Origin of the sequence: Aeromonas sp. Lyrl_2 (genome assembly GCF_051948815.1) — a bacterium.
Taxonomy (GTDB): Bacteria; Pseudomonadota; Gammaproteobacteria; order Enterobacterales; family Aeromonadaceae; genus Aeromonas; species Aeromonas veronii.
Genome location: NZ_JAYJLJ010000004.1, coordinates 1 through 25,952, shown reverse-complemented (window position 1 = coordinate 25,952; position 25,952 = coordinate 1). Strand labels below are relative to the sequence as shown.

The window sequence follows — 25,952 nt, the reverse complement described above, 5'->3', positions numbered from 1 at the left end:
GGGAACCTCGCGGTTCCCCTTTTGCATGCTTGTGCGGTAGTCGCTGATTACAGCATCTGCTTGAGGCGATAGAGCAGATCCAGCGCCTGCCGCGGGGTGAGCTCGTCGGGACGCACCGCTTCCAGCTCATCGACTACCGGATGGCTCTGGGGCGCCATGGCCACCGGGGCCGGGCGGGTTTCACCGGCGGCTACCGGGGTGGCGCTCTCCAGCTCATGCAGTTTGTGACGGGCCTGCTGGATCACCGATTTCGGCACCCCCGCCAGTGCGGCAACTTGCAGACCGTAGGAGCGGCTGGCCGCCCCCTCCTGTACCGCGTGCATAAAGGCGATGGTGTCGCCGTGCTCTACCGCATCGAGGTGGACGTTGGCCAGCCCGCTCATCAGCTCGGGCAGGCGGGTCAGCTCGAAGTAGTGGGTGGCGAACAGGGTGTAGGCGCCAATCTTGCTCGCCAGCTGTTCGGCGCAGGCCCACGCCAGCGAGAGGCCGTCGTAGGTGCTGGTGCCGCGGCCAATCTCGTCCATCAGCACCAGACTGCGGGCGGTGGCGTTGTTGAGGATGTTGGCGGTCTCGGTCATCTCCACCATAAAGGTGGAGCGGCCGGAGGCGAGATCGTCCGACGCTCCGATGCGGGTGAAGATGCGGTCGATGGGGCCGATGCGGGCGCTGTCGGCGGGCACGAAGGCGCCGATATGAGCCAGCAGCACGATCAGCGCGGTCTGGCGCATGTAGGTCGATTTACCGCCCATGTTGGGACCCGTGATGATCAGCATCCGCCGCTCCCGCTCCAGCCGGATGGGGTTGGCGATAAAGGGGTCGGTCATCACCTGCTCCACCACCGGATGGCGGCCCGCTTCGATCAGGATCTGATCCTCATCAATGAGGGTCGGGCAGCGGTAGTCGAGGGTCTCGGCCCGCTCGGCCAGGTTGGCCAGCACGTCCAGCTCCGCCAGTGCGGCGGCAGACTCCTGCAGATCGCCGAGGTGGGGCAGCAGAGTATCGAGCAGCTCTTCGTAGAGCCGTTTCTCCAGCGCCAGCGCCTGGGACTGGGCGGTGAGTACCTTGTCCTCGTACTTCTTCAGCTCATCGATGATGTAGCGTTCGTTGTTCTTGAGGGTTTGACGGCGGATGTAGTGGGCCGGCACCAGATGGCTGTTGGCGCGGCTCACCTCTATATAGAAGCCGTGCACCTTGTTGTAACCCACCTTGAGGGTGTTGATGCCGGTCAGCAGTTTTTCCCGCTCTTCGATGCGGGCGAGGCTGGCGGTGGCGCCGTTGGCGAGATCCCGCAGCTCGTCCAGCTCCTGATTGAAGCCGTCACGGATCACGCCACCATCGCGGATCAGCACCGGTGGTACCTCCATCACCGCGCGCTCCAGCAGGTCGAGCAGCTCGGGGAAGGTGCTGGCCCGCTCGGCCAGCTGTTGCACCGCTTCGTGCTCGTTATCCGCCAGCAGGCGCTGTAGCTCGGGCAACTGGGCGAAAGCCTGCCGCAGCCGGGTGAGATCGCGCGGGCGGGCCGAGCGCAGGGCGAGGCGCGCCAGCACCCGCTCCACATCGCCAACCTGACGTAGCAGACCACCCAACTCGTCATAGAGGTTCTGCTCGATGAGCTCCTTGATGGTGCTCTGGCGACCTTTGAGGATCACCCGATCGCGGATCGGCTGGTGGATCCAGCGCTTGAGCAGCCGGCTGCCCATCGGCGTGGCGGTGCAATCGAGCACGGCGGAGAGGGTGTTGTCGTGACCACCTGCGAGATTCTGGGTCAGTTCCAGATTGCGGCGGGTGGCGGCATCCATGATGACCGCGTGATCCGGCTGCTCGAGGCGCACGTTGCGGATGTGGGGCAGGGCGGTGCGCTGGGTGTCCTTGACGTACTGCATCAGGCAGCCTGCGGCGCACAGGGCGGTCTCGCTCTTGTCGACGCCAAAGCCCACCAGATCCTGGGTGCCGAACTGTTGGCAGAGCAGCTTGCGAGCGGTGCCCAGCTCAAACTCCCACTCCGGGCGGCGACGCAGGCCGCGGCGACCCTCTATATGGTGCAGGAATTCGAACGATTCGGGATAGAGCAGCTCGGCCGGATTGGTGCGCTGCAGCTCCGCCAGCAGGGTCTCTTCTTTCTCGAACTGGTTGATGAAGAAGCGGCCGGAGCCGATGTCCATGGTGCCATAGCCGAAGCGGCGGCCATCGTGATAGACGGCGGCGATCAGGTTGTCCTGCCGCTCGCTGAGCAAAGCCTCGTCGGAGACGGTACCCGGGGTGATGATGCGAATGACCTTGCGCTCCACCGGCCCCTTGCTGGTGGCGGGATCCCCCACCTGTTCGCAGATGGCGGCAGATTCGCCGAGCTGCACCAGCTTGGCCAGATACCCTTCGATAGCGTGATAGGGCACACCCGCCATTGGGATGGGGCTGCCAGCCGACTGGCCGCGCTTGGTCAGGGAGATATCGAGCAGTTGGGAGGCCTTGCGGGCATCGTCATAGAACAGCTCGTAGAAGTCGCCCATCCGGTAGAACAGCAGGATCTCCGGGTTCTCGGCCTTGAGGCCAAGGTACTGCTGCATCATGGGCGTGTGGGCGCTCAGATTGGCGCCGGGAGCGGAGCTTGTGGCGCCGCTGGCTTGGTGTTGTGCGGTCATGTTCTGTTCCAGAAGGGGCCTCTGCGGGCCAGTGTCTGCGGTGATGAGCCTTGAGCTTGATGGCGCCATTCTACACATAAGCGCCGCGCCGGGGGAGCGGGTGTTCCGGGCGCGGTTGTTCTGCACTATTGAAGGCATGACACCGATGCGGCACCTCACATTGCGGCAGGCAAGGGCGGTCTGCCGTGGTTGCGGGCGGCGCTAGCGGGATCGCATAATGTGCCCCTTGAGCGGATCAGAAGGAGTCGTGATGAAACTGGATGCAGAGATAGAGCACCTTGCCATCGAGTTGGGACGGGCCCTCGGTCAGCGGGGCTGGCTGGCGGCGACCGCCGAATCCTGTACCGGCGGCGGGGTGGCCAGCGCCATCACCGACATCGCGGGCAGCTCCGGCTGGTTCGATCGCGGATTTGTCACCTACACCAACGAGGCCAAGCAGCAGATGTTGGGGGTGAGCAGCGATAGCCTTGAACAGCACGGTGCGGTGAGCGAAGCCGTGGTGCTGGAGATGGCCCGCGGCGCGCTGGCCCACTCGTCTGCCTCCATCAGCGTTGCTATCAGTGGTATCGCCGGCCCCGGCGGCGCCACCGAAGGCAAGCCGGTCGGCACCGTCTGGTTCGCCTGGGCCGACCGCAATGGCCGTCACCACTCCCTGCTCGCCCGCTTCGACGGGGATCGCCGACAGGTACGCCAGCAGGCGGTGAGACAGGCCTTGTCGGGTCTGTTGGCTCTGCTTAGATAAATTGGGCTTGATACTGTATGAATAGACAGTATACTTAGCCCAACTTCACTTCTTACTCACGATTTCCAGCGGAGATTGGCATGGATCAGAACAAACAGAAGGCACTGGCGGCTGCGCTGGGTCAGATTGAAAAGCAGTTCGGCAAAGGTTCCATCATGCGTCTGGGCGACAGCAAGACCATGGATATCGAAGCCATCTCCACCGGCTCCCTCTCGCTGGACGTGGCGCTGGGTATTGGTGGTCTGCCGTGCGGTCGTATCGTCGAGATCTACGGCCCGGAATCTTCCGGTAAAACCACCCTCACCCTGCAGGTGATCGCCGAAGCCCAGAAGAAGGGCAAGACCTGTGCCTTCGTCGATGCGGAGCACGCGCTGGATCCCATCTATGCCGCCAAGCTGGGCGTCAACGTCGACGACCTGCTTATCTCCCAGCCGGATACCGGTGAACAGGCGCTGGAGATCTGCGACATGCTGGTGCGCTCCAACGCCGTTGACGTCATCATCGTCGACTCCGTGGCGGCCCTGACGCCGAAAGCGGAAATCGAAGGCGAAATGGGGGATTCCCACGTTGGCCTGCAGGCCCGTCTGATGTCCCAGGCGCTGCGCAAGCTGACCGCCAACATCAAGAACGCCAACTGCCTGTGCATCTTCATCAACCAGATCCGGATGAAGATCGGCGTCATGTTCGGTAGCCCGGAGACCACTACCGGTGGTAACGCGCTCAAGTTCTACGCCTCCGTGCGTCTGGATATCCGTCGTATCGGCGCCATCAAGGAAGGCGACGAAGTGGTCGGTAACGAGACTCGCGTCAAAGTGGTCAAGAACAAAGTTGCCCCGCCCTTCAAGCAGGCTGAATTCCAGATCTTCTACGGCGCCGGTATCTCCAAAGAGGGTGAGCTGGTGGATCTCGGTGTCAAGCACAAGCTGATCGACAAGGCCGGTGCCTGGTACAGCTACAACGGCGAGAAGATCGGTCAGGGCAAGGCCAACGTCATGAAGCTGTTCGCCGAGAACAAGGTGATGGCTGGCGAAGTGGAAGCCCGCCTGCGCGAGCTGCTGCTCTCCGGTGCCGTGCCAGTCGATGACAAGGCTGCACCGGTTGAGGCAGACGAGTTCGATGCCGAAAGCGAACAAGAGTTCGAATAAGGAACAAAGGAAGGCCGGGTAGATACCCGGCCTTGTTATTTATGATGGTTGATGAATCTGCTGACAAACCTGTCGAACTCACCTTTGAAGAACAACTGGCTACGGCCCGAGGCTATGCCATGCGCAGTCTGGCCCGTCGCGAGAGTGCCGAGTCGGAGCTGGCCAACCGGCTGCGCCAGCAGGGTTTCAATGCAGAGGTGATCGAGGCGGTGGTCGACTACTGCCGCGGTTACAACTGGGTCAATGATGAACGTTACGGTGGCATGGCAGTGCGGGCCGGTGCCGCCAAGGGACATGGCCCCATCAAGATCCGCTTCGATCTGCGCCGCAAGGGGCTCGATGATATGCAGATTGATGCCGCATTCGATCAGCCGGAGCTGGACTGGTTCGAACTGGCGTTTGCCCTGCTCGAACGGCGCGCCCGGGTGGCCGATCTGGCGGATTTCAAGCTGCGGATGAAGTGGCTCAAGTATCTGCTGGGGCGCGGCTTTACCCAGGATCAGGCACGTTACGCTATCTCTGCCCTGCAGGAGCAGGAAGAGTAACGCCACTGCGTGGCAAACGTCGTTTCACCTCTCCTGGTGGCAGGTTTTTCCTGCCGGCTCAGTAGGTTGCGAGCGGAATTCCGAAAAAGCCGCCTTTTGTTTATCTCATCCCTCTTTATGCGCTGCTTTTTTGCCTCTCGACAGTGGAAAAAGCCACTGTAGGCGGTGCCGCTCTTTTCTGGCCCATTTATGTGCGCTTTTTCGCCCGTGGCGGCCCTGTCCGTTTTACTTTACCCCGCAGAAAACTTACATTAATGCGGTTAAAAGTCCGTATTCGAATCAAGCAGGATTTTCCATGTATATGTCCACGTCAGAGATTCGCGCTGCGTTTCTCGAGTATTTCCGTTCCCAGGGGCACCAGGTTGTCTCCTCCAGCTCGCTGGTACCGCATAACGACCCGACCCTGTTGTTTACCAACGCGGGTATGAACCAGTTCAAGGACGTGTTCCTTGGCGCAGACAAGCGTGCCTACAATCGTGCTACGACTTCCCAGCGTTGCGTGCGTGCCGGTGGTAAGCACAACGATCTGGAAAACGTCGGCTATACCGCTCGTCACCACACCTTCTTCGAAATGCTGGGCAACTTCAGCTTCGGTGACTACTTCAAACAGGATGCCATCAAGTTTGCATGGGGCTTCCTGACCGAGGTGCTGCAGCTGCCGAAAGATCGCCTGCTGGTGACCGTCTACGCGACTGATGATGAAGCTTTCGATATCTGGGAAAAAGAGGTCGGTGTCCCGGCCGATCGCATCGTGCGCATCGGTGACAACAAGGGGGCACCTTACGCCTCCGACAACTTCTGGGCGATGGGCGATACCGGCCCGTGCGGTCCCTGCACTGAGATCTTCTATGACCATGGCGATCACATCTGGGGTGGCCGTCCCGGCTCACCGGAAGAGGATGGTGACCGTTTCATCGAGATCTGGAACGTGGTCTTCATGCAGTTCAACCGTCAGGCTGACGGCACCATGGAGCCGCTGCCGCGTCCGTCCGTGGATACCGGCATGGGTCTGGAGCGTATCTCCGCCATCATGCAGGGTGTCCACTCCAACTATGAAATCGACATCTTCCAGGCGCTGATCAAGAAAGCGGCCGAGATTGTCGGCACCACCGATCTGAGCAACCAGTCCCTGCGCGTCATCGCTGACCACATCCGCTCCTGCGCCTTCCTGGTGGCAGATGGCGTGATGCCGTCCAACGAAGGTCGTGGCTATGTGCTGCGTCGCATCATCCGCCGCGCCGTGCGTCACGGTCGCAAGCTGGGCGCGACCGATGTCTTCTTCTACAAACTGGCTGCCGAGCTGGCAGTGCAGATGAAGGATGTCGCTGCCGAGCTGATCGCCCAGCTGCCGCTGGTCGAGCGCGTGCTGCGCATCGAAGAGGAGCAGTTCGTCCGCACTCTGGATCGCGGTCTGCTGCTGCTGGAAGACGCTCTGGCCAACCTGGGTGATGCCAAGGTTATTCCGGGTGAGGTGGTGTTCAAGCTGTATGACACTTACGGCTTCCCAGCCGACCTGACTGCCGACGTGGTGCGCGAGCGCGAGATCGGCATCGACGAAGAGGGCTTCAAGGCCGAGATGGAGAAGCAGCGTGCTCGTGCCAAAGAGGCCTCCAGCTTCGGCGTGAACTACAACGAGATGCTCAAGCTCGACTTCGAGACCCCCTTCACCGGTTACAAGACTCTGACCGAGCGTACCCGCGTGGTCGGTATCTACAAGGGTGTGGAAGAGGTGAGCGGTCTTATCGCCGGTGACGAAGCGGTCATCGTGCTGGAAGAGACCCCCTTCTACGCCGAGTCTGGCGGCCAGATCGGCGACAGCGGTACCTTGAAAGTGGACGACGGCATCTTTGCCGTGACCGACACCCTGAAAGCGGGCAAGGCGATCATCCACAAGGGTTACATGGAGTTGGGCACCCTGGAGAAAGGGGCCGAGGTCGAGGCCGTGGTAGACGCTGACCGTCGTCAGGCCATCGCCCTGAACCACTCCGTGACTCACCTGCTGCACGCAGCCCTGCGTCAGGCACTGGGCGAGCATGTCACCCAGAAAGGTTCTCTGGTTGGGGCCGAGCGCATGCGCTTTGACTTCTCCCACTTCGAGGGACTGACCATGGCGACCATTCGCCGGGTCGAGGAGCTGGTAAACAACCAGATCCGCGCCAACCATGAAATCACCACCCAGCTGATGGATCTGGAAGCGGCCAAGTCCGCCGGTGCCATGGCGCTGTTTGGTGAAAAATATGAAGACGACGTGCGTGTCGTGCGCATGGGCGACTACTCCACCGAACTGTGCGGCGGTACTCACGCCAAGCGCACCGGTGATATCGGCTTCTTCAAGATCATCGCCGAGAGCGGCATCGCTGCTGGCGTGCGCCGTATCGAAGCGGTGACCGGCAAAGCGGCCATCGACTTCATGCATCAGGTTGGCGAGCAGATCGAAGAGGCTGCTGCACTGGTGAAAGGTGATCAGTTCTGCATCGCCGACAAGGTTCGCCAGATGCTGGACAAGGCCAAGATGATGGAGCGCGAGCTGGAGCAGCTCAAGGCCAAGCTGGCCGCTCAGGCCGGTAACGACCTGCTGGGCCAGGTAATCGAGATCAACGGTCAGAAGGTGCTGGTTGCAGCGCTGGAAGGGGCCGATCCGAAATCCCTGCGCGGCATGCTGGACGAGCTGAAGAACCAGATGAAGTCCGGTGTCGTGCTGCTGGCCACCTGTGCCGATGGCAAGGTCAACCTGATCGCCGGCGTCACCAACGACCTGACCGGCAAGGTCAAGGCCGGTGAACTGGTCAATCTGGTTGCCCAGCAGGTGGGTGGCAAGGGCGGTGGCCGTCCGGACATGGCACAGGCGGGTGGTACCCAGCCTGAGGCGGTGCCGGCAGCGCTGCAATCCGTTCACTCCTGGCTGGAAGAGCGCCTGTAATCGGGCGAGGTGATCTGTGGCACTCTATGTACAGAAGTACGGCGGCACCTCGGTTGGCACACTGGAGCGGATCGAGGCGGTAGCTGAGCGGGTCGAGCAGACCCGCGCCCAGGGACACGACGTGGTGGTGGTTGTCTCCGCCATGTCGGGCGAAACCAACCGGCTGCTGGGCATGGCCCAGCAGCTGGATCCTGATGCCAACCGGCGGGAGATGGATGTACTGGTCTCCACCGGTGAGCAGGTCACCATAGCGCTGCTGGCGATCGCGTTGAACAAACGCGGTTGCCCGGCGGTCTCAATGACCGGTGATCAGGTACGGATTCACACCGATTCCGCCTATGGCAAGGCGCGCATCACCCACATCGACACCGAGCTGGTTCATGCTGAACTGGCTGCGGGCAAGGTGGTGGTGATCGCCGGTTTCCAGGGCCGTGACGAGCATAACGCCATCACGACGCTGGGCCGCGGCGGTTCGGATACCACGGCGGTTGCTGTAGCGGCGGCCATCAAGGCCGATGAGTGCCAGATCTTTACCGATGTGGATGGGGTATACACCACGGATCCGCGCATCGAGCCCAAGGCGCGTCGTCTTGACACCATCACCTTCGAGGAGATGCTGGAGATGGCCAGTCTCGGCGCCAAGGTGTTGCAGATCCGCTCGGTGGAGTTTGCGGGCAAGTACCGCGTCCCGCTGCGGGTGCTGTCGAGCTTTATCGATGGAGAGGGAACCTTAATCACATATGGAGGTGATAGGATGGAAGCTCCCCTGGTATCCGGGATCGCTTTTAACCGCAACGAGGCCAGCCTGACCATTCTGGGCGTGCCGGACAGACCAACCGTTGCCGCGCAGATCCTGAATCCGATCAGCGACGCCAACATTGATGTCGACATGATTGTGCAGAACACCCTGGGAGATGGCACCGCCGACTTCACCTTCACGGTGAATCGTGATGACTATCGCCGCGCCCGGGCACTGCTGGAGGAGACCGCCACCGAACTTGGCGCCTCCTGCGTGCAGGGAAATGGCGAAATTGCCAAGGTTTCCATTGTCGGTGTCGGCATGTGGAACCATCCCGGTGTTGCGCGCACCATGTTCAAGGTATTGGGCGAGGAGGGGATCAACATGCAGTTGATCTCGACCTCTGAAATCAAAATCTCTGTGGTGATTGACGAGAAGTATCTGGAGCTGGCGGTGCGAGCCCTGCACGCGGCTTTCGGGTTGGATCAGGCACCGCAAGAGCAGCCCTTGGGCTAACAATCTCTGATTGATTTAGTTTCAACCATTTACCATATCGGTATCTTTGTTAGATAATGTCGCATATCGATATAAAAACAAAACAGGATACAGGAGCAAGCGAATGCTTATTTTGACTCGTCGTGTTGGGGAAACCCTGATGATTGGTGATGAAGTGACTGTCACCGTACTGGGCGTTAAAGGCAACCAGGTCCGTATCGGTGTTAACGCGCCGAAAGAGGTCTCCGTACACCGCGAAGAGATCTACCAGCGCATCCAGGCCGAGAAAGTTCCGGGCCAACCGGGCTTCTAAGCCACTTTCATAGCTGTGACAAGGCGACACCTCATGTGTCGCCTTTTGTTTTTTCCGGCCCCCTGAAATTGCCCTGCAGGGCGCGAAACTGCGGGATAAGTGCCGATATTGTTTGAATATTCCACGCTTTGACCAAATGCTGAGCGAACACGCTTTTTTCTCCAAAAAAGTGTTTGACTAAAAATCCCTGTGAAGTATTATCAGCCCCGCAAACGGAGAGGTGGCCGAGAGGCTGAAGGCGCTCCCCTGCTAAGGGAGTATGCGGCTTATACCCGCATCGGGGGTTCGAATCCCCCCTTCTCCGCCATTTGCGCCCGTAGCTCAGCTGGATAGAGTACCTGGCTACGAACCAGGTGGTCAGAGGTTCGAATCCTCTCGGGCGCACCATATTACGACTCAAGCAAGAGTCATGTGTTGACCATCAGCAAGTCGACACTTTGGAAAAGGCTTACTGATAAGTAAGCTTTTTTTATCGTTTTAAAACAGGGCGCCCGTAGCTCAGCTGGATAGAGTACCTGGCTACGAACCAGGTGGTCAGAGGTTCGAATCCTCTCGGGCGCACCATTTAAAACGACACAACGATTTATGAGCGCCCGTAGCTCAGCTGGATAGAGTACCTGGCTACGAACCAGGTGGTCAGAGGTTCGAATCCTCTCGGGCGCACCATTTTTCAAGCAGTACACAAAAGTTTGTGAGCGCCCGTAGCTCAGCTGGATAGAGTACCTGGCTACGAACCAGGTGGTCAGAGGTTCGAATCCTCTCGGGCGCACCATATTTCAAGCAGTACCAAAAGTTTATGAGCGCCCGTAGCTCAGCTGGATAGAGTACCTGGCTACGAACCAGGTGGTCAGAGGTTCGAATCCTCTCGGGCGCACCATATAGACAGCCTCGACTTCGGTCGGGGCTGTTTTTTTATGGGCGATATTTAGCTTTTGGTGCGGACCCCCGTGCGCTGTTGCGGGTGGATCGCCCGTTTACCTGGCTGTTCTTGTCCTCATTTCTTCCCCTTTCTGTGATTGCGCACAGTTCTTCTGAACGGTGCAACCCCTTGCCACCCTTTGCCTCATCTATAGGCGCCCTGTATACCTGCTGTTGCAACGGCAGATGCTGCGAAGATCACACTCAGGGTTCGCTCATCAACATCCTGCAAGGCCTGCTGAGGCGTTTTGCGGGCAATAAAAAAGGATGCCGCAGCATCCTTTTTTGTGAAGAGATCCACTCAGCTTTTCAACCATTTGCGAATGCGGTTGGCATCGCCGATAGGGGTGCGTTTGCCCACCGAGTTGAGTAGCACGATGGCAAGCTCGCGGCTGTCCGGTTTGGCGCGCATCACCAGACAGCGTCCTGCCTCGTCAGTGAAGCCGGTCTTGGAGAGGCGCACGTCCCAATCCGGGTTTTTCACCAGCGGGTTGGTGTTGTTGAACATCAGGCTGTAGGCGGGGGCGCTGAAGCGCATCTCCCGGTTCTCATCCTGAGTGAACTGACGGATCAGCGGCTGGCGATAGGCGGCGGCGGCCAGCTTGCCCAGATCCTGGGCGGTGGAAACGTTGCGGGTGGAGAGGCCGGTGGAGTCGTAGAAGTGGGTATTACGCATACCCAGCTGTCTGGCCTTGTTGTTCATGGCTCGCACGAAGGCGCTGCGACCGCCCGGATAGTGACGCGCCAGTGCCGAGGCCATCCGGTTTTCGGAGGACATCAGCGCCAGATGCAGGGCGTCGCGGCGGGTCACCTTGGTGCCCATGCGGATGCGGGAATGGGTGTGTTTGACCCGATCCAGATCGTTCTTGTCGACCGTGATGGTCTGGTTGAGATTCTGTTTGGCATCCAGCACCACCAGCGCTGTCATCAGCTTGGTGAGGGAGGCGATGGGACGCACCTTGGTGGCATTCTTCTGGTAGAGCGTCTTGCCCGTTTTTACATCCACGACCAGGGCGCTGCTCGAGCGTACTTCCAGTTTGGCAGGGTTGGGTGCCGCGCTGACCGCAGGCAATCCCAACATTCCCATCAACCCGACAACCAGCGCTGCTGCGCGAATCCGACACCACATACAACCGACTCCATTCCCATCCAAAAAAAGGCGCTAGATTCACTCATTTTTACCCCGGCTTTACAAGGGCCGAGCGGGACTATTTCTGCTATTTGCGCAAAATTGGCGATCAAAAAAGCCCTCTGGCGAGGGCTTTCGGGTCGGGCGTTGGGCTAGGGGTCAATCCCGCGGCTGCGCGGCCCTGCGTTTGCTGATCCAGCGCCAGACCAGTGCCACCATGCCACCCACCAGCAGGGCCACCGGCAGATAGATGATGATGTTGAAGAACTGGGTCTGGTATTCGGCGGCCAGCTTGGTGTGGCTCAGGTAGTAGCCAAACCCGACCAGCGGGCAGATCCACATGATGGAGCTGATCAGATTGACGATGAGAAAGCGCCCCTGGGGCAGCTCGGTGGCACCCACGATATAGGGGTAAGCGGTGCGCACGAAGGCGATATAGCGCGCGGTGATCAGGGTGATGATCCCGTACTTGTCCAGCAGGTGGTAGACCTTCTGCTGGTGTCGCTCTTCCACGTGGGACATCAGCCGATGGTAGAGCTGGGTGTGGCCGAGAAAGCGCCCCTGCATGTAACCGAGCCAGGTGCCGACAAAGGTGGCCATGATCAACAGCGGGATCACCCCGAGAGACAACACATCCTGATAGATGAGTACGCCGGTGAGGATCAGCAGGCTGTCACCGGGCAGAAAGGCGGTAGGGATGAATCCGTTTTCCAGTACCAGAAACGTCAGAATCACACCACAGATCATGAAGGCCATCTTGGGATCGGAAAGTGTGTTCAGATCGTGATTCATAAAGGCGTGAGCCAGTTGGTAAAACTGCTCCATACTTGCAAACTCCGCAGGTTAGCTGGGTTGATCGGTCAAGGGCATGGCTAGCACCTTGTCGATGCGCAGGCCATCCATGTCAACAATTTCCAGTTGCCACTGTTCCAGTGTCACCAGGTCTCCGGTTTGTGGAACACGACCAAGGAGCAGCATGATAAGCCCTCCGAGGGTGTGATAGTGATGTTTTTCTTCTTCAGGCAGACGAACCAGCTCCAGACAATCCTTCAACTCTGGCAGCGGGATCAGGCCATCGAGCAGCCAGCTGCCGTCGGCGCGCCGGAATGCCCAGTTGTCCTCGCCATCCTCCTGCTGGAAATCCCCCGCCAGTGCCTCCAGCAGATCCTGCTGGGTGACCAGCCCCTGCAGCTCGCCATATTCGTCAACCACCAGCGCCATCTGTTCGCTGTGGGTGCGGAAGTGGTTGAGCAGCTCGACGCCGTTGAGGGTTTCGGGCAGCAGGCTGCCCTCCTGGGTCAGGGCAGCCAGATCGATGGGCTCCCCCTTGATATAGGCGTGCAGCACCTTGCTGACATTGATGATACCCACCAATTCTGACAGGTTGCCGTCGCAGACCGGAAAATAGCTGTGGCGATACTCCACCAGCCGCTGCAGGTTGGTCTCCAGCGGCAGCGCAAGATCCAGATAGCGGATATCGCTGCGCGGCACCATCAGGGAGGAGAGGCTGCGCTCGTCGAGACGGAAGACGTTGCGCAGCATGGTGTGCTCATGATCCTCGATTACCCCGGCTTCCGAGCCTTCCACCAGCATGGCGTGGATCTCCTCCTCGGTAACGTTGGCGCTGCCGTTCTGGTTGACCCGCAGCAGCCGCAGGCTGGCATTGGTGGAGGCCGACAGCAGCCAGACGAAGGGGCGTGTCAGGGTGGCGAGCCAGTGCATGGGGCGGGCCACCAGACAGGCGATGCGCTCGGCATTGAGCTGGCCCAGCCGCTTGGGCACCAGCTCCCCCACCACGATGGAGAGGTAAGTAACCACCACCACCACTATGATGGTGGCGATCAGGCCACTGCTCTTGGCCGGGAGCCCCCACTCCTGCAACCAGAGGGAGAAGGGCTGGGCCAGCAGGGATTCGCCGTAGATACCGTTGAGCAGACCTATGCTGGTGATGCCTATCTGGACGGCAGAGAGAAAATGGGTCGGGTCTTCGCCCAGTTTGAGGGCAATGGCGGCGGAGCGGTTGCCTTCAGAGGCAAGCTTGCCGAGGCGAGCCTTGCGTGCGGTGACGATGGCGATTTCTGACATGGCGAAGACGCCATTAAGCAAAATCAATCCCAGCAGGATCAATATTTCCATACAGCAACAGCACTCCTTGAGTGGATAAGATCGCTGGCAGTGTAATGAATTTGGCGGCGATGCGCTTGTGAAAGCGGGTGATCCGGCTCGCTAATTTGATGACAGCGCTCTGGGATGGCTGGAAAAGATGGCTGGAAAAGGGAAGGATGACCCCGCCAAATGGTGTCATGGACAAAGCGGGAGATTGGCGAAGTGGCATGGCAGGATGGAAAAGGGCGGGAAGTCCCGCCCTTTCTCATCTCAGTTCAGAAACGCCTTATCAGAACTGCTGGAACCAGCGCTGGATCTGGGCCGGATCCTTGCTCTGGGTCAGGGAGAGCATCAGCAGCACCCGCGCTTTCTGCGGGTTGAGAGTGCCGGAGGCCACGAAGCCGTACTTGGCATCATCGATCTCGGCATCCAGGGTGGTGGCGCCGGTCGGCACGCGGGCGGAGCGCACGACGCGGATGCCATCCTTGCTCGCCTTGGCCAGGGTATCGAACAGGGTGTGGTAGAGGTTGCCGTTGCCCACCCCGGCGCTGACGATGCCGTCGAACTTGGCATCCACCATCGCCTTGGCCGGCAAGTCGGTGGCGTTGGCGTAGCTGTAGACGATGCCCACTTGCGGCAGCTTGTCGAGCTTGCTCACGTCAAACGGGGTCTTGCTGGTGTGCAGACGGGCCGGGCTGCGCTGATAGTCGATCTTGCCGTTGTGGATGTAACCGAGCGGGCCGAAGTTGGGGGAGGCGAAGGTTTGCACCCCGGTGGTGTTGGTCTTGGTGACGTCGCGGGCATCGAGCACGGTGTCGTTCATCGCCACCATCACGCCACGACCCTTGGAGGCGGGGTCGGAGGCGGTCACCACGGCGTTGTAGAGGTTGAGCGGGCCATCGGCACTCATGGCGGTGGAGGGGCGCATGGCGCCAACCAGTACCACCGGTTTGTCGCTCTTGACGGTCAGATTGAGGAAGTAGGCGGTCTCTTCCATGGTGTCGGTGCCGTGGGTAATGACGATGCCATCCACGTCATCCTTGGCCAGCAGCTCGTTGACCCGCTTGGCCAGCTTGAGCCACACCTCGTCGTTCATGTCCTGCGAGCCGATCTTCACCACCTGCTCACCCTGCACATCGGCCACGTTCTTCATCTCGGGCACGGCGGCGATCAGGGTTTCGATGGCCACCTTGCCTGCCTCGTAGTTGGACTGGGTAGCCGACTGGCCAGCTCCGGCAATGGTGCCGCCGGTGGCCAGAATATGGACATTGGGCAGCGCCATCGCCATGGGGGAGAGGGTCAGGCCAACGACGGCGGCGAGCAGGGTCTTGCGGATCGGTAGGGTCATGCTGCAAATCCTTATGGTTGGAATAATCGCAGCAAGTTTGCCCGTTTAATAAACCCGGTCTGTGATAAAACTCACCAAAAGACAGGTGAGTACAGATTTTTAACCTGTTTTATACCTCTATGGAGATAATTTAACTCGCAGAGAAACCCTTGGCTTCGATCAGGGCGATCAGCTCGGCCTTGCTCAACTCGCTCTCGATGACGGCCTTGCTGCTGGCGAAATCGACGGTTGCGGTGGTGACAGCAGGCTGGGTCAGCAGCGCTTTTTGCAGACTGGCGGCGCAGCCACCGCAGGACATGCCGGACACGGTGAGTTCGATGGTCATGGGATATCTCCTCTGTTGATGAGCGCCAGCCTAAAGCTGCCGCCTCCGGCAAGGTCAAGCAGTCAGTACATCAACCCTAGGTAGTTCATCAGAGTTGCCCCGAGGCTGGTAGTGACCAGCGAACCGAGGGTGGTGGTGGCGATGATGTTTGCGGCCAGCACGCTGTCGCCCCCCATGGCGCGGGTCATCACATAGCTGGCGGCGGCAGTCGGGGTGGCGCTGATGAGAAACAGAATACCCAGCTCCAGATGGCTGAAGCCGAGCAGAGCAGCCCCCAGAGTGAACGCAGCCGGAATGAGGCAGAGCCGCATGATACTGGCCCACCCGGCAATGGCTGCGCCACCGCGCAGGGCGTCGAGGCTGAGAGAGGCGCCGGTGCAGAGCAGCGCCAGCGGCAACGTCATGTTGGCGAAGTAGCTGCCGGTGGTGAGCAGCAGTTGCGGCATCTTGATACCGAACAGGGTAAAGGGCAGCGCCGCCACAATGGCGATGATCAGGGGATTCTTGATGATGCCGAGCAGAATGGGGCGGATACCGGTGGCGCCGCCGAGACTGCGGGTGAGGGTGATCACTGCGAGAATGTTGTAGAGCACGGTCACCGCGCCGACATAGAAGGCCGCCGCCCCCAACCCCTCGTGGCCGTAGGCGTTCTGCACATAGGCGAGCCCGATAATGGCGCTGTTGCCGCGAAAGCTACCTTGCACGAAGATGCCGCGCAGTCGCTGCTCCCCGATAAAACGTCCGGCCAGCAGTTCCAGCACCAGATAGCTGATAACGGTGGCGAGCAGGCCATAGCCGATAAACCAGAGGCTCGGCATGGTGGCGAAGTTGGTACCCAGAATACTGAGAAAGAGCAGGGCGGGCAGGGTGACCTGAAATACCAGTCGCGAGGCGGATTCGGTAAAGGGATCCGGCAGCAGCCCCAGCCGCTTGAGCAAGATGCCGAGCAGCAGCACCACGCAGATGGGGCCTGTGATGGAGAGGGAGAAGAGCAGACTGGCCAGCAGATCCATGATGGGCATCCTGTGCTGTGCCCACACACCCTGACGGCGGGGCAAAAAGGGCATTCTAACGCCATGGGCTTGTATTCACAGGGGTTAATCACAACAATGTGGGCAATTCCACCGCCTAGCCTCCTGTGAGCCAATTCATGGACAAGAAACTGACCATCCTCGATATCGCCAGACTGAGTGGCGTCGGCAAGTCGACCGTCTCCCGGGTGCTCAACCAGGATCCCAAGGTGAAGCAGGAGACCCGCGAGCGGGTAGAGCAGATCATCGCCGAGCACGGCTTCGTGCCGAGCAAGTCGGCGCGGGCCATGCGCAGCCAAAGCCAGCAGGTGGTGGGGATCATCGTTTCGCGGCTCGACTCCAGCTCGGAAAACCAGGCGGTGCGCGGCATGCTGGAGACCCTCTACCAGCGTGGCTACGATGCCGTGCTGATGGAGAGCAAGTTCTCCCCCGCCAAGGTACAGGAGCATCTGGCGGTGCTGGAGCGGCGCGGGGTGGATGGCATTATCCTGTTCGCCTTCAATAACTTGGACTATGCCGCTATGGCGCCGCTGAAAGAGAAGCTGGTGCTGGTCGCTCGTGAATATCCCGGTTTCTCCTCGGTCTGCTTCGACGACGCCGGTGCGGTGCGCACCATGCTGGCGCAGCTGGCAAGCCGTGGTGTCCGCGATATCGCCTATCTGGGGGTGGATGCCTCGGACCTCACCACCGGCCAGCGCCGCCTCGATGCCTATCTCGCTTACTGCGCAGAGCAAGGGTTGCGCCCGTGCAGCGCCCTCGGCGATCTCAGCCTGCAGAGCGGCTACCGGCTGGCGGCCGAGCTGCTGACGCCCTCCACCCAGGCGTTGGTCTGCGCCAGCGACACCCTCGCCATCGGTGCGGCAAAATACCTGCAAGAACAAGGGCGTAGCGAGGTGCTGGTGACCGGCCTTGGCAACAACCCCATGCTCAGCTTCCTCTTCCCCAACGCCCTCAGTCTCGATCTGGGCTACAAGGGGGCGGGGGAGCAGGCGGCGCGTCAGCTGCTCGGTCAGATTGAGCAGGATCAGCCTCCGCTGGTGACTATCGCCCCCTGCCGAACCCTGTGAGCCCCATCACTTCAGACTGAACGAAAAGTGCGCTTTTTGTGACGCTGTCCACGAACTGGGAACGTTCCCATTTCGATCTGGCCAGATTGTCGGCATGCTGAATGGGAACGATACCAAAAACGCTCCGGCCGACAGACTGGCTCAAAAGGGCGATACAGACCACTATTCAATGGCGTCACAGAGGGAAGACCCATGTCCAAGATCAACGCACAGCAGCTTGCCACCCTGATCGACAAGATCGGCGGCAAGGAGAACATCGCCACCGTCAGCCACTGCCTGACCCGGTTGCGCTTCGTCCTGAACGATCCGGCCAAGGCCGACAGCAAGGCCATCGAAACCATTCCGGCAGTGAAGGGAAGCTTCACCCAGGGCGGTCAATTCCAGGTGGTGATCGGCAACGAGGTGGAGCAGTGGTACAAGGCGCTGACCGAGCAGCTCGGCGTCAGCGGTGGCAGCAAGGAGACCGCCAAGCAGGCGGCTCGCCAGAACATGAATCCGCTGGAGCGGGGCATCTCCCATCTGGCGGAGATCTTCGTACCGTTGCTGCCCGCCATCATCACCGGCGGTCTGATCCTGGGCTTTCGCAACGTCATCGGCGACATCAAGATGTTCGACGATGGCACTCATACCCTCACCGAGATCAGCCAGTTCTGGGCTCAGGTGCATGCCTTCCTCTGGCTGCTGGGCGAAGCGATTTTCCACTTCCTGCCGGTCGGCGTCTGCTGGTCTGCAGTGAAGAAGATGGGGGGCTCCGAGATCCTCGGTATCGTGCTCGGCATCACGCTGGTGTCGCCGCAGTTGATGAACGCCTACGGCATCGGCCAGCAGACTCCCGAGGTGTGGGACTTCGGTCTGTTCGTGATCCAGAAGGTGGGTTATCAGGCCCAGGTCATTCCGGCGCTGCTGGCGGGCGTGTTCCTCGCCTGGGTAGAGACCAACCTCAAGCGGATCATTCCGGCCTATCTCTATCTGGTGATTGTGCCGTTCGTTTCGCTGCTGCTGGCGGTGATCGTGGCTCACGCCTTTATCGGCCCGTTCGGCCGCTGGATTGGTGAGGGCGTCGGCTTCGCTGCCAAGGCCGCCATGACCGGCTCCTTCGCCCCTATCGGTGCTGCCCTGTTCGGTTTCCTCTATGCACCGCTGGTCATTACCGGTATCCACCACACCACCAACGCAGTGGATCTGCAGCTGATGCAGAGCATGGGGGGCACGCCAATCTGGCCGCTGATCGCCCTCTCCAACATCGCTCAGGCTTCTGCAGTCGTCGGCATCATTCTGATTAGCCGCAAGGAGAACGAGCGGGAGATCTCGGTACCTGCTGCCATATCCGCCTACCTCGGGGTGACCGAACCGGCCATGTACGGTATCAACCTCAAGTACAAGTTCCCCATGCTGTGCGCCATGGTGGGCTCCAGCCTTGCGGCCCTTATCTGCGGTTTCGCCGGGGTGATGGCCAACGGCATCGGGGTAGGCGGCCTGCCCGGCATCCTCTCCATCCAGCCGCAATACTGGGCGGTGTTTGCCATCGCCATGCTGGTCGCCATCGTGGTGCCGGTGGTGCTGACCCTGCTGGTCTACAAGCGCCAGCAAGCCGCAGGCAAGTTGGCCCAAGCCAGCGCCTGACAATGATTATCAGGGCGACCCGCGGGTCGCCCTCTCCATTTCATATTCGAGACAAGAGAAAGACCCATGAGCCAAACACCCTGGTGGCAGAGTGCCGTGATTTACCAGATTTACCCCAAGAGCTTTCAGGATTCCGCTGCCCGTGGCACCGGCGACCTCAAGGGGATCATGGCCCGCCTCGACTATCTCAAAACCCTGGGGGTCGATGCCCTCTGGCTGACCCCTGTCTACGTATCCCCGCAGGTGGACAACGGCTACGACATTGCCGACTACCTTGCCATCGACCCCGCCTACGGCACCATGGCAGATTTCGAGGCGCTGCTGGCTGCCGCCCACGCGCGCGACATCCGCATCGTGATGGATATAGTAGTGAACCACACCTCCACCGAGCACGCCTGGTTCAAGTCGGCGCTGGGGGATAAAAACAGCCCCTACCGCGACTACTACATTTGGCGCGATCCGGTGGATGGCGGCGTGCCCAACAACTGGCAATCCAAGTTTGGCGGCAGCGCCTGGGAGCTGGATCCCGCTACCGGCCAGTACTACCTGCACCTGTTTGCCCGCGAGCAGGCGGATCTCAACTGGGAAAATCCGGCGGTGCGCGCCGAGGTGAAAAACATCATCCACTTCTGGGCCAAGAAGGGGGTGGACGGTTTCCGCCTCGACGTCATCAACCTTATCTCCAAGGATCAGGCGTTCCCCAACGACGAAATAGGCGATGGCCGCCGCTTCTACACCGACGGGCCGCGCATCCACGAATTCCTGCAGGATGTGAGCTGCGACGTGTTTGCTCCTGTCGGCGCCATGACGGTGGGGGAGATGTCCTCTACTTCGCTGGAGCACTGCCAGCGCTATGGCGCCCTCGATGGCTCCGAGCTCTCCATGGTGTTCAACTTCCACCATCTGAAGGTGGATTACCCCAACGGCGACAAGTGGACCAAGGCGCCGTTCGACTTCCTCGAACTCAAGCGCATCTTCAACCACTGGCAGAGCGGCATGCATGGCAAGGGGTGGTCGGCGCTGTTCTGGTGCAACCACGATCAGCCGCGCATCGTCTCCCGTTTTGGCGATGAGGGTGAGCATAGGGTCGTGGCCGCCAAGATGCTGGCCAGCACGCTGCACGGCCTGCAAGGCACCCCTTACATCTATCAGGGGGAGGAGATCGGCATGACCAACCCCGGCTATCAGCGCATCGATGACTATCAGGATGTAGAGAGCCGCAACATCTTCGCCATCAAGCAGGCGGAAGGGATGAGCGAGAGCGAGATCCTCGCGATTCTCGGCACCAAGTCCCGTGACAACTCGCGCACGCCGATGCAGTGGAGTGCCGCTCCCAACGCCGGTTTCACCAGCGGGACGCCCTGGCTCAAGCCTGCCGCCAACTACCCCGAGATCAATGCCGAGGCGGCGCTGGCCGACCAGAACTCGGTGTTCTGGCACTATCGGGATCTTATCGCCCTTCGCAAGGCGCACCCCATCTTCACTCTGGGGGATTATCAGGAGTTGCTGACCGGGCACCCGCAGATCTGGGCCTATGCCCGCCGTGCCAACGGTCAGACCCTGCTGGTGGTGAGCAACTTCTACGGTGAGCCGGTGGAGTTTGCCTTGCCTGCCGAGCTGCAAAGCGGGCAAGGTCGGCTGCTGCTCGGCAACTACCCCGATAGCCCGGCCCAACCGCAATCGGGTATGCTGCGCCCTTATGAATCCCTGATCTGGCTGATGGAGTAGGTAATGGAGAAGGTGGTGCGCGGTACCGAGTGGCAGAAGATGGTGGCGGGGAAGCCCTATGACGCGGCTGACCCCGAGCTCAAAGCAGCACGTGAGCGCTGCCGCAGGCTCTATCACACTTTCAACACCAGCTGGCAGGAGAAACCGGCGCGGGATGCTTTGCTTCATGAGCTGCTCGGTGGCCGCGGCCAGGAGTGCGCCATCAATCCGCCGTTCTTCTGCGACTATGGCGCCAATATCTTCGTCGGCGAGAACTTCTACGCCAACGTCAATTGCACCATCCTCGACGTCTGCGAGGTACATATCGGCGACAACGTGCTGCTGGCGCCCGGGGTGCAGATCTACACCGCCGCTCACCCGGTGGCGGTGGCGCCACGTATCAAGGGTGTCGAGTTCGGCAAGCCGGTGCGGATCGGTCACAACGTCTGGATTGGTGGCAGCGTCGTCATCTGTCCCGGCGTCACTATCGGTGACAACAGCGTCATCGGCGCAGGCTCGGTGGTGACCAAAGATGTGCCCGCCAATGTGGTGGCGGCTGGCAACCCTTGCAAGGTGCTTCGGCCGATGACGGCACAGGAGCTTGAAGGCGTCATCCAGCGGTGAACAGGGGCCATGAATGCTATTGCTATCTGATTGATAGAAAAGCGACTTTCAGATTGTTTTGCATTCAGTGCTTATGTTCGGGGCTGCTTGGCCGATACTGTTGAGTGCAGGAGGAACCCTATGGATATATCAAGTTCTGCAAATGCGTCGTTTGGTTCTGCTCTGATGACGGCCAGCCTGGCCAAGAAACAGCAGACCCAAGAGGGCGAAGCTGCGCTGAAGCTGCTGCAAAACGCAGCGCAATCAGCGCCGGTTGCACCGACATCGGCCAGCGCTTCTCTGGGAAGCAAGATCGATATTCGCGTCTGACCCTAATGAAAAAGCCCCCATCTCGCGATGGGGGCTTTTTTATCTCTGCGATTTTGGGGTCAGACCGGGAAAGGTGCCGGCGCCTCGAAGGTCATCCGCTCGCCGCTGCGGGGGTGGCTGATGGTCAGGCTGGCCGCATGCAGATAAAGGTGCGGTGCCGCCGCCAGCGCATCCGGGTTGGCGTAGAGGTTATCGCCGAGGATGGGGTGACCCAGCTCCAGCATATGAACCCGCAGCTGATGGGAGCGACCGGTAATCGGGGTCAGCTTGATCAGGCTGTTGCCGTTCTCCACCTTCAGCTTCTGCCACAGGGTCAGGGCATGACGCCCCTCCTCATGGTCAACTTTTTGTTTCGGCCGGTTGGGCCAGTCGACGCAAAGCGGCAGGTCCACTTCACCCGCATCCTGTTCCGGTTCACCCCACACCCAGGCGAGGTAGTGCTTCTCGGTCTCCCGTTCGCGGAATTGCCGGCTCAGCTCCCGGTGGGAGTTGGGATTGAGCGGGATCACCAGCACGCCGGTGGTCGCCATGTCGAGGCGATGGGCGGCTGCCGCCTTGGGGTGCTGCTGCTTGACCCGATGCAGCACGCTGTCTTCGTTCTCGGGGCCGCGCCCGGGGACGCTCAGCAGGCCAGTGGGCTTGTTGACCACCATGATGTCCTTGTCCTTGAACAGGATATCGAGCCAGGGTTCCAGGGGCGGTGAGTATACAAACATAGCGTCTCGCATCTTTGGTCAAAGCGGGGGCAAGCCCCCATCAGTTATGGGTTACCACGATAAAAAGTGCATGGCAGCCAACTTGCGTTGGGTTTGGCCATTTCACCGTTTTATCAGTTATGGGTCACCACAATAAAGCGGATGGCATCCAGCTTGAGCTGGGTCTGGTCGATCAGGTGGTGCAATTCTGCCTGCAGATTGCGCAGATATTCCAGCTCGCTGTCGCGCACGTTCGGGTTGACCGCCTTGAGCGCCTCCAGACGATCGAGATCCTGCTGCAGGGTCTGCGCCATCTGGGCGCGGGCCTTGTCGACAATCCCGGCCTTCAGCTCTTCGGCAATCGCCTGACCCTGGCCGATCAGACCATGGATCACCGGCTGGGACGCAGTCACCAGCTTGCTGCCGAGGTGGCGGTTGACCGGCGTCAGCTGGCGGTTGAACGCATCGAACGCCACCTTCTCGCCGAGATTGTTGCCGTTCTTGTCCATCAGCAGGCGGATCGGTGTCGGCGGCATGAAGCGGTAGAGCTGGGGATGAGCCGCAGACTCGGCGACGAAGATCAGCTCCAGCAGGATGGAACCGACCGGCAGCGCCTTGTTCTTGAGCAGAGCCACCGAGGTGGCACCGATCTCGGAGCCGAGGATCAGGTCGATACCGCCGCGCATCATGGGGTGATCCCAGGAGAGGAACGACATATCGTCCCGCGACAGGGCTGTGGTGCGATCAAAGGTGATGGTCATGCCGTCTTGCGGCAGGCCCGGGAAGCTGGGCACCAGCATGTGATCGCCAGGCATCAGCACCAGCGCATTCTCGCCGCGATCGTCCTGATTGACGCCGATCTCGTCGAACATCTTGAGGGCGAAGGAGATCATGCCGGTGTCGTCATCTTCGGCAGCCAGCTTCTCGACCAGCTGCTTGGCAGCTTCGCCACCGCTGGAGTGGATCTCCAGCAGACGATCGCGGCCCTGTTCCAGCTTGGCCTTGAGCGGCTCGTGCAACTCGCGGGTGCGGGTCAGCAGTGCTTCGAGGGTCGCCTGATCACCGGTATTGGCAGCCAGCAGCTCGAACAGCTCGTCACGCACGGCTTCAAATACCGGGCGGGCGGTCGGGCAGGTCTGCTCGAACGCATCGAGGCCATCGTGATACCAGAGCTGCAAGGCGCGCTGGGAGGTGCCCTCCAGATAGGGAACGTGGATTTCGACGGTGTTCTGCTGACCGATGCGATCGAGACGGCCGATCCGCTGCTCCAGCAGATCCGGGTTAAGAGGCAGATCGAACAGCACCAGATGGCTGGCAAACTGGAAGTTGCGACCTTCGGAGCCGATCTCGGAGCAGAGCAGCACCTGGGCGCCGCCCTCAGCTTGAGCGAAATAGGCTGAGGCCTTGTCCCGCTCGAGGATGGACATCCCCTCGTGGAAGACGGCGGCGCGGATCCCCTCGCGGGTGCGCACGGCCTCTTCCAGCGCGATGGCGGTGGCCGCTTCGGAGCAGATCACCAGCACCTTTTGCTGACGGGCAGAGGTCAGCAGCTCCAGCAGCCAGTCAACGCGCGGGTCAAACTGGGTCCAGCTGGCGCTGTCGCCTTCAAATTGCTGGAAGATCTTCTCGGGGTAGAGGTAGCGCAGGGCGCGGGTCTGCAGATCGCCGCCATTGCCACCCATCATGCCCATCACCTTGATGGCGGTCTTGTACTGCTCCGGCAGCGGCATGGGGTAGACGTTGAGATGACGCTCGGGGAAGCCCTGAATGTTGGCGCGGCTGTTGCGGAACAGGACGCGACCGGTGCCGTGCTGATCCAGCAGCTTGGCGACCGCCTGTTGACGGGCGGCGGCATCGCCGAGATCCAGACCGGTCAGTTGATCAGCCAGGATGGCTTTGGCGTTTTCGCTCAGGGTCTCGCCATCCAGCAGCTCTTGCGCGGCGCTGGCGACCTGACCATAGGCCTGCTCCTCGGCGAGGAAGGCGTCGTAGTCGTAGAAACGCTCGGGGTCGAGCAGGCGCAGACGGGCAAAGTGGCTCTGGTGGCCCAGCTGATCCGGGGTGGCGGTCAGGAGCAGCACGCCCGGCACCTGTTCGGCCAGCGCTTCCACCATTTCATAGGCTCTGCTCGGCGCCTCTTCGCTCCACTCCAGATGGTGTGCTTCATCGACAACCAGCAGATCCCACTCGGCTTCCAGTACCTGCTCGAAGCGACGACGCTTCTTGCGCAGGAAATCGAGGCTGCAGATCACCAGCTGTTCGGTCTCGAAGGGGTTTTCCGCATCGGCGAATGCCTCGATGCAGCGCTCCTCGTCAAACAGGGAGAAGTGCAGGTTGAAACGGCGCAACATCTCGACCAGCCACTGGTGCTGGAGCGTCTCGGGCAGCAGGATCAGCACCCGATGGGCACGGCCGGAGAGCAGCTGCTGATGAATGATCATGCCCGCTTCGATGGTTTTGCCCAGACCAACCTCATCGGCCAGCAGTACGCGCGGGGCGTAGCGGTGACCCACCTCGTGGGCAATATAGAGTTGGTGCGGGATCAGGCTGACCCGGCCACCGGCCAGACCGCGGGTCGGATTGCGACGACGCTTGTGCTGGTTGACCAGCGCCTCGTAGCGCAGGGTAAAGCGGGACATCCGATCGATCTGACCGGCGAACAGGCGATCCTGCGGCTTGTTGAACTTGATAAAGTTGTTGAGAAACACTTCTTTGAGGGCAACGGGCTCATCATTGTCGGTGCGCACACCTACATATATAAGTAGGCCGTCTTTCTCCTGCACTTCTTCGACCGTCATGGTCCAGTCTTCGTGACTGGTGATCTGATCGCCCACATTGAAGCTGACCCGGGTGACCGGCGCCTCTTCTTTGGCATACATGCGGTTTTCACCGGTAGCCGGAAACAACAGGGTAACCATGCGTCCTTCAACAGCAACGACAGTCCCCAACCCCAGATCCGTCTCTGTATCACTAATCCAACGCTGGCCAAGTGCAAAAGGCATTAAACTCTCCAAAGCCCAAGAGTGTGTGAATCGCAAAGGGGCGCTATGTTACCCGAAGGCGTGACCTCGATCACCATGCATATAGATGTAGAGAGACCAAATCGCCACAACCTTGATCTGCTACCATCGCCACGCCATCTAGAGGATAGCGAGCTTGCCAAACGGGTGTGTTATTGCAGGATAAATGCGCTTTTTGGGTAATTAGTGAACGGTTGAACCAAAAATGCGAATTTTATTCGAAAAGCCCCTTGCAAGCGTGATCCAGATCCCTATAATGCGCCTCCATCGACAGGGCAAGCGGCAACGCAAACAACCTCGTCGGTAACCTCGAAAAGCCTTTGAAAATAAGGCTTGACTCGAGAAGGCGGTTGAGTGGAATTCCACTCCCGCAGCAACACACTGTTGCGTCGCTCTTTAACAATTTGAATCAAGCAATCTGTGTGGGCACTCACAGCATCGAGCATCAAAACAATTTTTGATTTTCAATGTCTGATGAAGTGACCAAAGCAACTTTTAGTTGCAGCAGTTAA

Annotated in this window: 20 protein-coding genes and 6 tRNA genes; 17 read left to right on the top strand and 9 right to left on the bottom strand. The window is 60.2% G+C overall.

The annotated features are described in order from the left end of the window. Positions 1–47: 47 nt before the first annotated feature. The gene (gene mutS / locus VF684_RS04370; protein WP_139440219.1) at positions 48–2,639 is read right to left on the bottom strand and encodes a DNA mismatch repair protein MutS; all 2,592 of its coding nucleotides are present in this window, start codon (positions 2,637–2,639) and stop codon (positions 48–50) included. A 250-nt stretch (positions 2,640–2,889) separates the two neighbouring features. Between mutS and pncC the strand changes: the two genes are divergently transcribed. From pncC to VF684_RS04310, 12 genes are all read left to right on the top strand, one after another. Further along, positions 2,890–3,381 carry a nicotinamide-nucleotide amidase gene (pncC, locus tag VF684_RS04365; protein WP_005357800.1) on the top strand — a complete coding sequence of 164 codons (492 nt, stop codon included), beginning with the start codon at positions 2,890–2,892 and terminating at the stop codon, positions 3,379–3,381. An 80-nt stretch (positions 3,382–3,461) separates the two neighbouring features. Continuing rightward, positions 3,462–4,526: a recombinase RecA gene (recA, locus tag VF684_RS04360; protein ID WP_005348744.1), complete on the top strand. Its 1,065-nt coding sequence runs from the start codon at positions 3,462–3,464 to the stop codon at positions 4,524–4,526. Positions 4,527–4,570: 44 nt separating this feature from the next. After that, positions 4,571–5,071 carry a regulatory protein RecX gene (locus VF684_RS04355; protein WP_139440352.1) on the top strand — a complete coding sequence of 167 codons (501 nt, stop codon included), beginning with the start codon at positions 4,571–4,573 and terminating at the stop codon, positions 5,069–5,071. A 295-nt stretch (positions 5,072–5,366) separates the two neighbouring features. Continuing rightward, the gene (alaS, locus tag VF684_RS04350; RefSeq protein ID WP_005336056.1) at positions 5,367–7,991 is read left to right on the top strand and encodes an alanine--tRNA ligase; all 2,625 of its coding nucleotides are present in this window, start codon (positions 5,367–5,369) and stop codon (positions 7,989–7,991) included. 16 nt (positions 7,992–8,007) lie between these two features. Next, positions 8,008–9,246, top strand: coding sequence for an aspartate kinase (locus tag VF684_RS04345; protein ID WP_005336054.1), 1,239 nt, complete (start codon positions 8,008–8,010; stop codon positions 9,244–9,246). 103 nt (positions 9,247–9,349) lie between these two features. Beyond that, positions 9,350–9,538, top strand: a complete 189-nt coding sequence (gene csrA / locus VF684_RS04340) for a carbon storage regulator CsrA (protein ID WP_005336053.1) — start codon at positions 9,350–9,352, stop codon at positions 9,536–9,538. Between the two features lie 214 nt (positions 9,539–9,752). Continuing rightward, a tRNA-Ser gene (locus VF684_RS04335) sits at positions 9,753–9,845 on the top strand. A 3-nt stretch (positions 9,846–9,848) separates the two neighbouring features. Further along, positions 9,849–9,925 (top strand) — tRNA-Arg (locus VF684_RS04330). Positions 9,926–10,025: 100 nt separating this feature from the next. Continuing rightward, positions 10,026–10,102: transfer RNA gene (locus VF684_RS04325), tRNA-Arg, on the top strand. Between the two features lie 25 nt (positions 10,103–10,127). Further along, a tRNA-Arg gene (locus VF684_RS04320) sits at positions 10,128–10,204 on the top strand. 29 nt (positions 10,205–10,233) lie between these two features. Beyond that, positions 10,234–10,310, top strand: a tRNA-Arg gene (locus VF684_RS04315). Between the two features lie 28 nt (positions 10,311–10,338). Then, positions 10,339–10,415 (top strand) — tRNA-Arg (locus VF684_RS04310). 342 nt (positions 10,416–10,757) lie between these two features. On the opposite strand, the gene pbpG is transcribed toward VF684_RS04310, so the two are convergent. The 6 genes from pbpG to VF684_RS04280 all read right to left on the bottom strand — a co-directional run bounded on the left by pbpG (position 10,758) and on the right by VF684_RS04280 (position 16,377). Beyond that, positions 10,758–11,585 (bottom strand): D-alanyl-D-alanine endopeptidase, encoded by an 828-nt coding sequence (gene pbpG, locus VF684_RS04305; RefSeq protein WP_005348750.1) that lies wholly within the window; start codon positions 11,583–11,585, stop codon positions 10,758–10,760. 159 nt (positions 11,586–11,744) lie between these two features. Then, positions 11,745–12,410 (bottom strand): DedA family protein, encoded by a 666-nt coding sequence (locus VF684_RS04300; RefSeq protein ID WP_005343012.1) that lies wholly within the window; start codon positions 12,408–12,410, stop codon positions 11,745–11,747. An 18-nt stretch (positions 12,411–12,428) separates the two neighbouring features. Continuing rightward, positions 12,429–13,721, bottom strand: coding sequence for a hemolysin family protein (locus VF684_RS04295; protein WP_005336050.1), 1,293 nt, complete (start codon positions 13,719–13,721; stop codon positions 12,429–12,431). A 259-nt stretch (positions 13,722–13,980) separates the two neighbouring features. Continuing rightward, entirely contained in the window at positions 13,981–15,039 is a 1,059-nt protein-coding gene (ansB, locus tag VF684_RS04290) for an L-asparaginase 2 (protein WP_005348754.1), read from the bottom strand. A 130-nt stretch (positions 15,040–15,169) separates the two neighbouring features. Further along, positions 15,170–15,364 carry a heavy-metal-associated domain-containing protein gene (locus VF684_RS04285; protein WP_128834862.1) on the bottom strand — a complete coding sequence of 65 codons (195 nt, stop codon included), beginning with the start codon at positions 15,362–15,364 and terminating at the stop codon, positions 15,170–15,172. A gap of 62 nt (positions 15,365–15,426) precedes the next feature. After that, the gene (locus tag VF684_RS04280; protein ID WP_139440217.1) at positions 15,427–16,377 is read right to left on the bottom strand and encodes an AEC family transporter; all 951 of its coding nucleotides are present in this window, start codon (positions 16,375–16,377) and stop codon (positions 15,427–15,429) included. Positions 16,378–16,514: 137 nt separating this feature from the next. Here VF684_RS04280 and treR point away from each other — a divergent pair, with 137 nt between their 5' ends. The 5 genes from treR (at position 16,515) to VF684_RS04255 (ending at position 21,725) form a co-directional block, all read left to right on the top strand. Next, on the top strand, positions 16,515–17,462 hold the full coding sequence (gene treR, locus VF684_RS04275) for a trehalose operon repressor TreR (RefSeq protein ID WP_139440215.1): 948 nt from the start codon (positions 16,515–16,517) through the stop codon (positions 17,460–17,462). Positions 17,463–17,654: 192 nt separating this feature from the next. Then, entirely contained in the window at positions 17,655–19,085 is a 1,431-nt protein-coding gene (treB, locus tag VF684_RS04270) for a PTS trehalose transporter subunit IIBC (RefSeq protein WP_139440214.1), read from the top strand. A 66-nt stretch (positions 19,086–19,151) separates the two neighbouring features. Then, positions 19,152–20,813, top strand: a complete 1,662-nt coding sequence (treC, locus tag VF684_RS04265; protein WP_139440212.1) for an alpha,alpha-phosphotrehalase — start codon at positions 19,152–19,154, stop codon at positions 20,811–20,813. Between the two features lie 3 nt (positions 20,814–20,816). Continuing rightward, positions 20,817–21,416, top strand: coding sequence for a sugar O-acetyltransferase (locus VF684_RS04260; RefSeq protein ID WP_139440209.1), 600 nt, complete (start codon positions 20,817–20,819; stop codon positions 21,414–21,416). A gap of 120 nt (positions 21,417–21,536) precedes the next feature. Next, positions 21,537–21,725 (top strand): hypothetical protein, encoded by a 189-nt coding sequence (locus VF684_RS04255; RefSeq protein WP_005336040.1) that lies wholly within the window; start codon positions 21,537–21,539, stop codon positions 21,723–21,725. A gap of 59 nt (positions 21,726–21,784) precedes the next feature. On the opposite strand, the gene rluA is transcribed toward VF684_RS04255, so the two are convergent. Beyond that, on the bottom strand, positions 21,785–22,441 hold the full coding sequence (gene rluA, locus VF684_RS04250) for a bifunctional tRNA pseudouridine(32) synthase/23S rRNA pseudouridine(746) synthase RluA (RefSeq protein ID WP_043852217.1): 657 nt from the start codon (positions 22,439–22,441) through the stop codon (positions 21,785–21,787). Between the two features lie 113 nt (positions 22,442–22,554). Continuing rightward, the gene (gene rapA, locus VF684_RS04245) at positions 22,555–25,422 is read right to left on the bottom strand and encodes an RNA polymerase-associated protein RapA (protein WP_139440207.1); all 2,868 of its coding nucleotides are present in this window, start codon (positions 25,420–25,422) and stop codon (positions 22,555–22,557) included. Positions 25,423–25,952 lie beyond the last annotated feature (530 nt).

What these genes read in the sequence shown, in the direction of transcription:
- mutS (WP_139440219.1), bottom strand. Translation starts at nt 2,639, where the DNA reads ATGACCGCACAACACCAAGCCAGCGGCGCCACAAGCTCCGCTCCCGGC.
- pncC (WP_005357800.1), top strand. Translation starts at nt 2,890, where the DNA reads ATGAAACTGGATGCAGAGATAGAGCACCTTGCCATCGAGTTGGGACGG.
- recA (WP_005348744.1), top strand. Translation starts at nt 3,462, where the DNA reads ATGGATCAGAACAAACAGAAGGCACTGGCGGCTGCGCTGGGTCAGATT.
- VF684_RS04355 (WP_139440352.1), top strand. Translation starts at nt 4,571, where the DNA reads ATGGTTGATGAATCTGCTGACAAACCTGTCGAACTCACCTTTGAAGAA.
- alaS (WP_005336056.1), top strand. Translation starts at nt 5,367, where the DNA reads ATGTATATGTCCACGTCAGAGATTCGCGCTGCGTTTCTCGAGTATTTC.
- csrA (WP_005336053.1), top strand. Translation starts at nt 9,350, where the DNA reads ATGCTTATTTTGACTCGTCGTGTTGGGGAAACCCTGATGATTGGTGAT.
- pbpG (WP_005348750.1), bottom strand. Translation starts at nt 11,585, where the DNA reads ATGTGGTGTCGGATTCGCGCAGCAGCGCTGGTTGTCGGGTTGATGGGA.
- VF684_RS04300 (WP_005343012.1), bottom strand. Translation starts at nt 12,410, where the DNA reads ATGGAGCAGTTTTACCAACTGGCTCACGCCTTTATGAATCACGATCTG.
- VF684_RS04295 (WP_005336050.1), bottom strand. Translation starts at nt 13,721, where the DNA reads ATGGAAATATTGATCCTGCTGGGATTGATTTTGCTTAATGGCGTCTTC.
- ansB (WP_005348754.1), bottom strand. Translation starts at nt 15,039, where the DNA reads ATGACCCTACCGATCCGCAAGACCCTGCTCGCCGCCGTCGTTGGCCTG.
- VF684_RS04285 (WP_128834862.1), bottom strand. Translation starts at nt 15,364, where the DNA reads ATGACCATCGAACTCACCGTGTCCGGCATGTCCTGCGGTGGCTGCGCC.
- VF684_RS04280 (WP_139440217.1), bottom strand. Translation starts at nt 16,377, where the DNA reads ATGGATCTGCTGGCCAGTCTGCTCTTCTCCCTCTCCATCACAGGCCCC.
- treR (WP_139440215.1), top strand. Translation starts at nt 16,515, where the DNA reads ATGGACAAGAAACTGACCATCCTCGATATCGCCAGACTGAGTGGCGTC.
- treB (WP_139440214.1), top strand. Translation starts at nt 17,655, where the DNA reads ATGTCCAAGATCAACGCACAGCAGCTTGCCACCCTGATCGACAAGATC.
- treC (WP_139440212.1), top strand. Translation starts at nt 19,152, where the DNA reads ATGAGCCAAACACCCTGGTGGCAGAGTGCCGTGATTTACCAGATTTAC.
- VF684_RS04260 (WP_139440209.1), top strand. Translation starts at nt 20,817, where the DNA reads ATGGAGAAGGTGGTGCGCGGTACCGAGTGGCAGAAGATGGTGGCGGGG.
- VF684_RS04255 (WP_005336040.1), top strand. Translation starts at nt 21,537, where the DNA reads ATGGATATATCAAGTTCTGCAAATGCGTCGTTTGGTTCTGCTCTGATG.
- rluA (WP_043852217.1), bottom strand. Translation starts at nt 22,441, where the DNA reads ATGTTTGTATACTCACCGCCCCTGGAACCCTGGCTCGATATCCTGTTC.
- rapA (WP_139440207.1), bottom strand. Translation starts at nt 25,422, where the DNA reads ATGCCTTTTGCACTTGGCCAGCGTTGGATTAGTGATACAGAGACGGAT.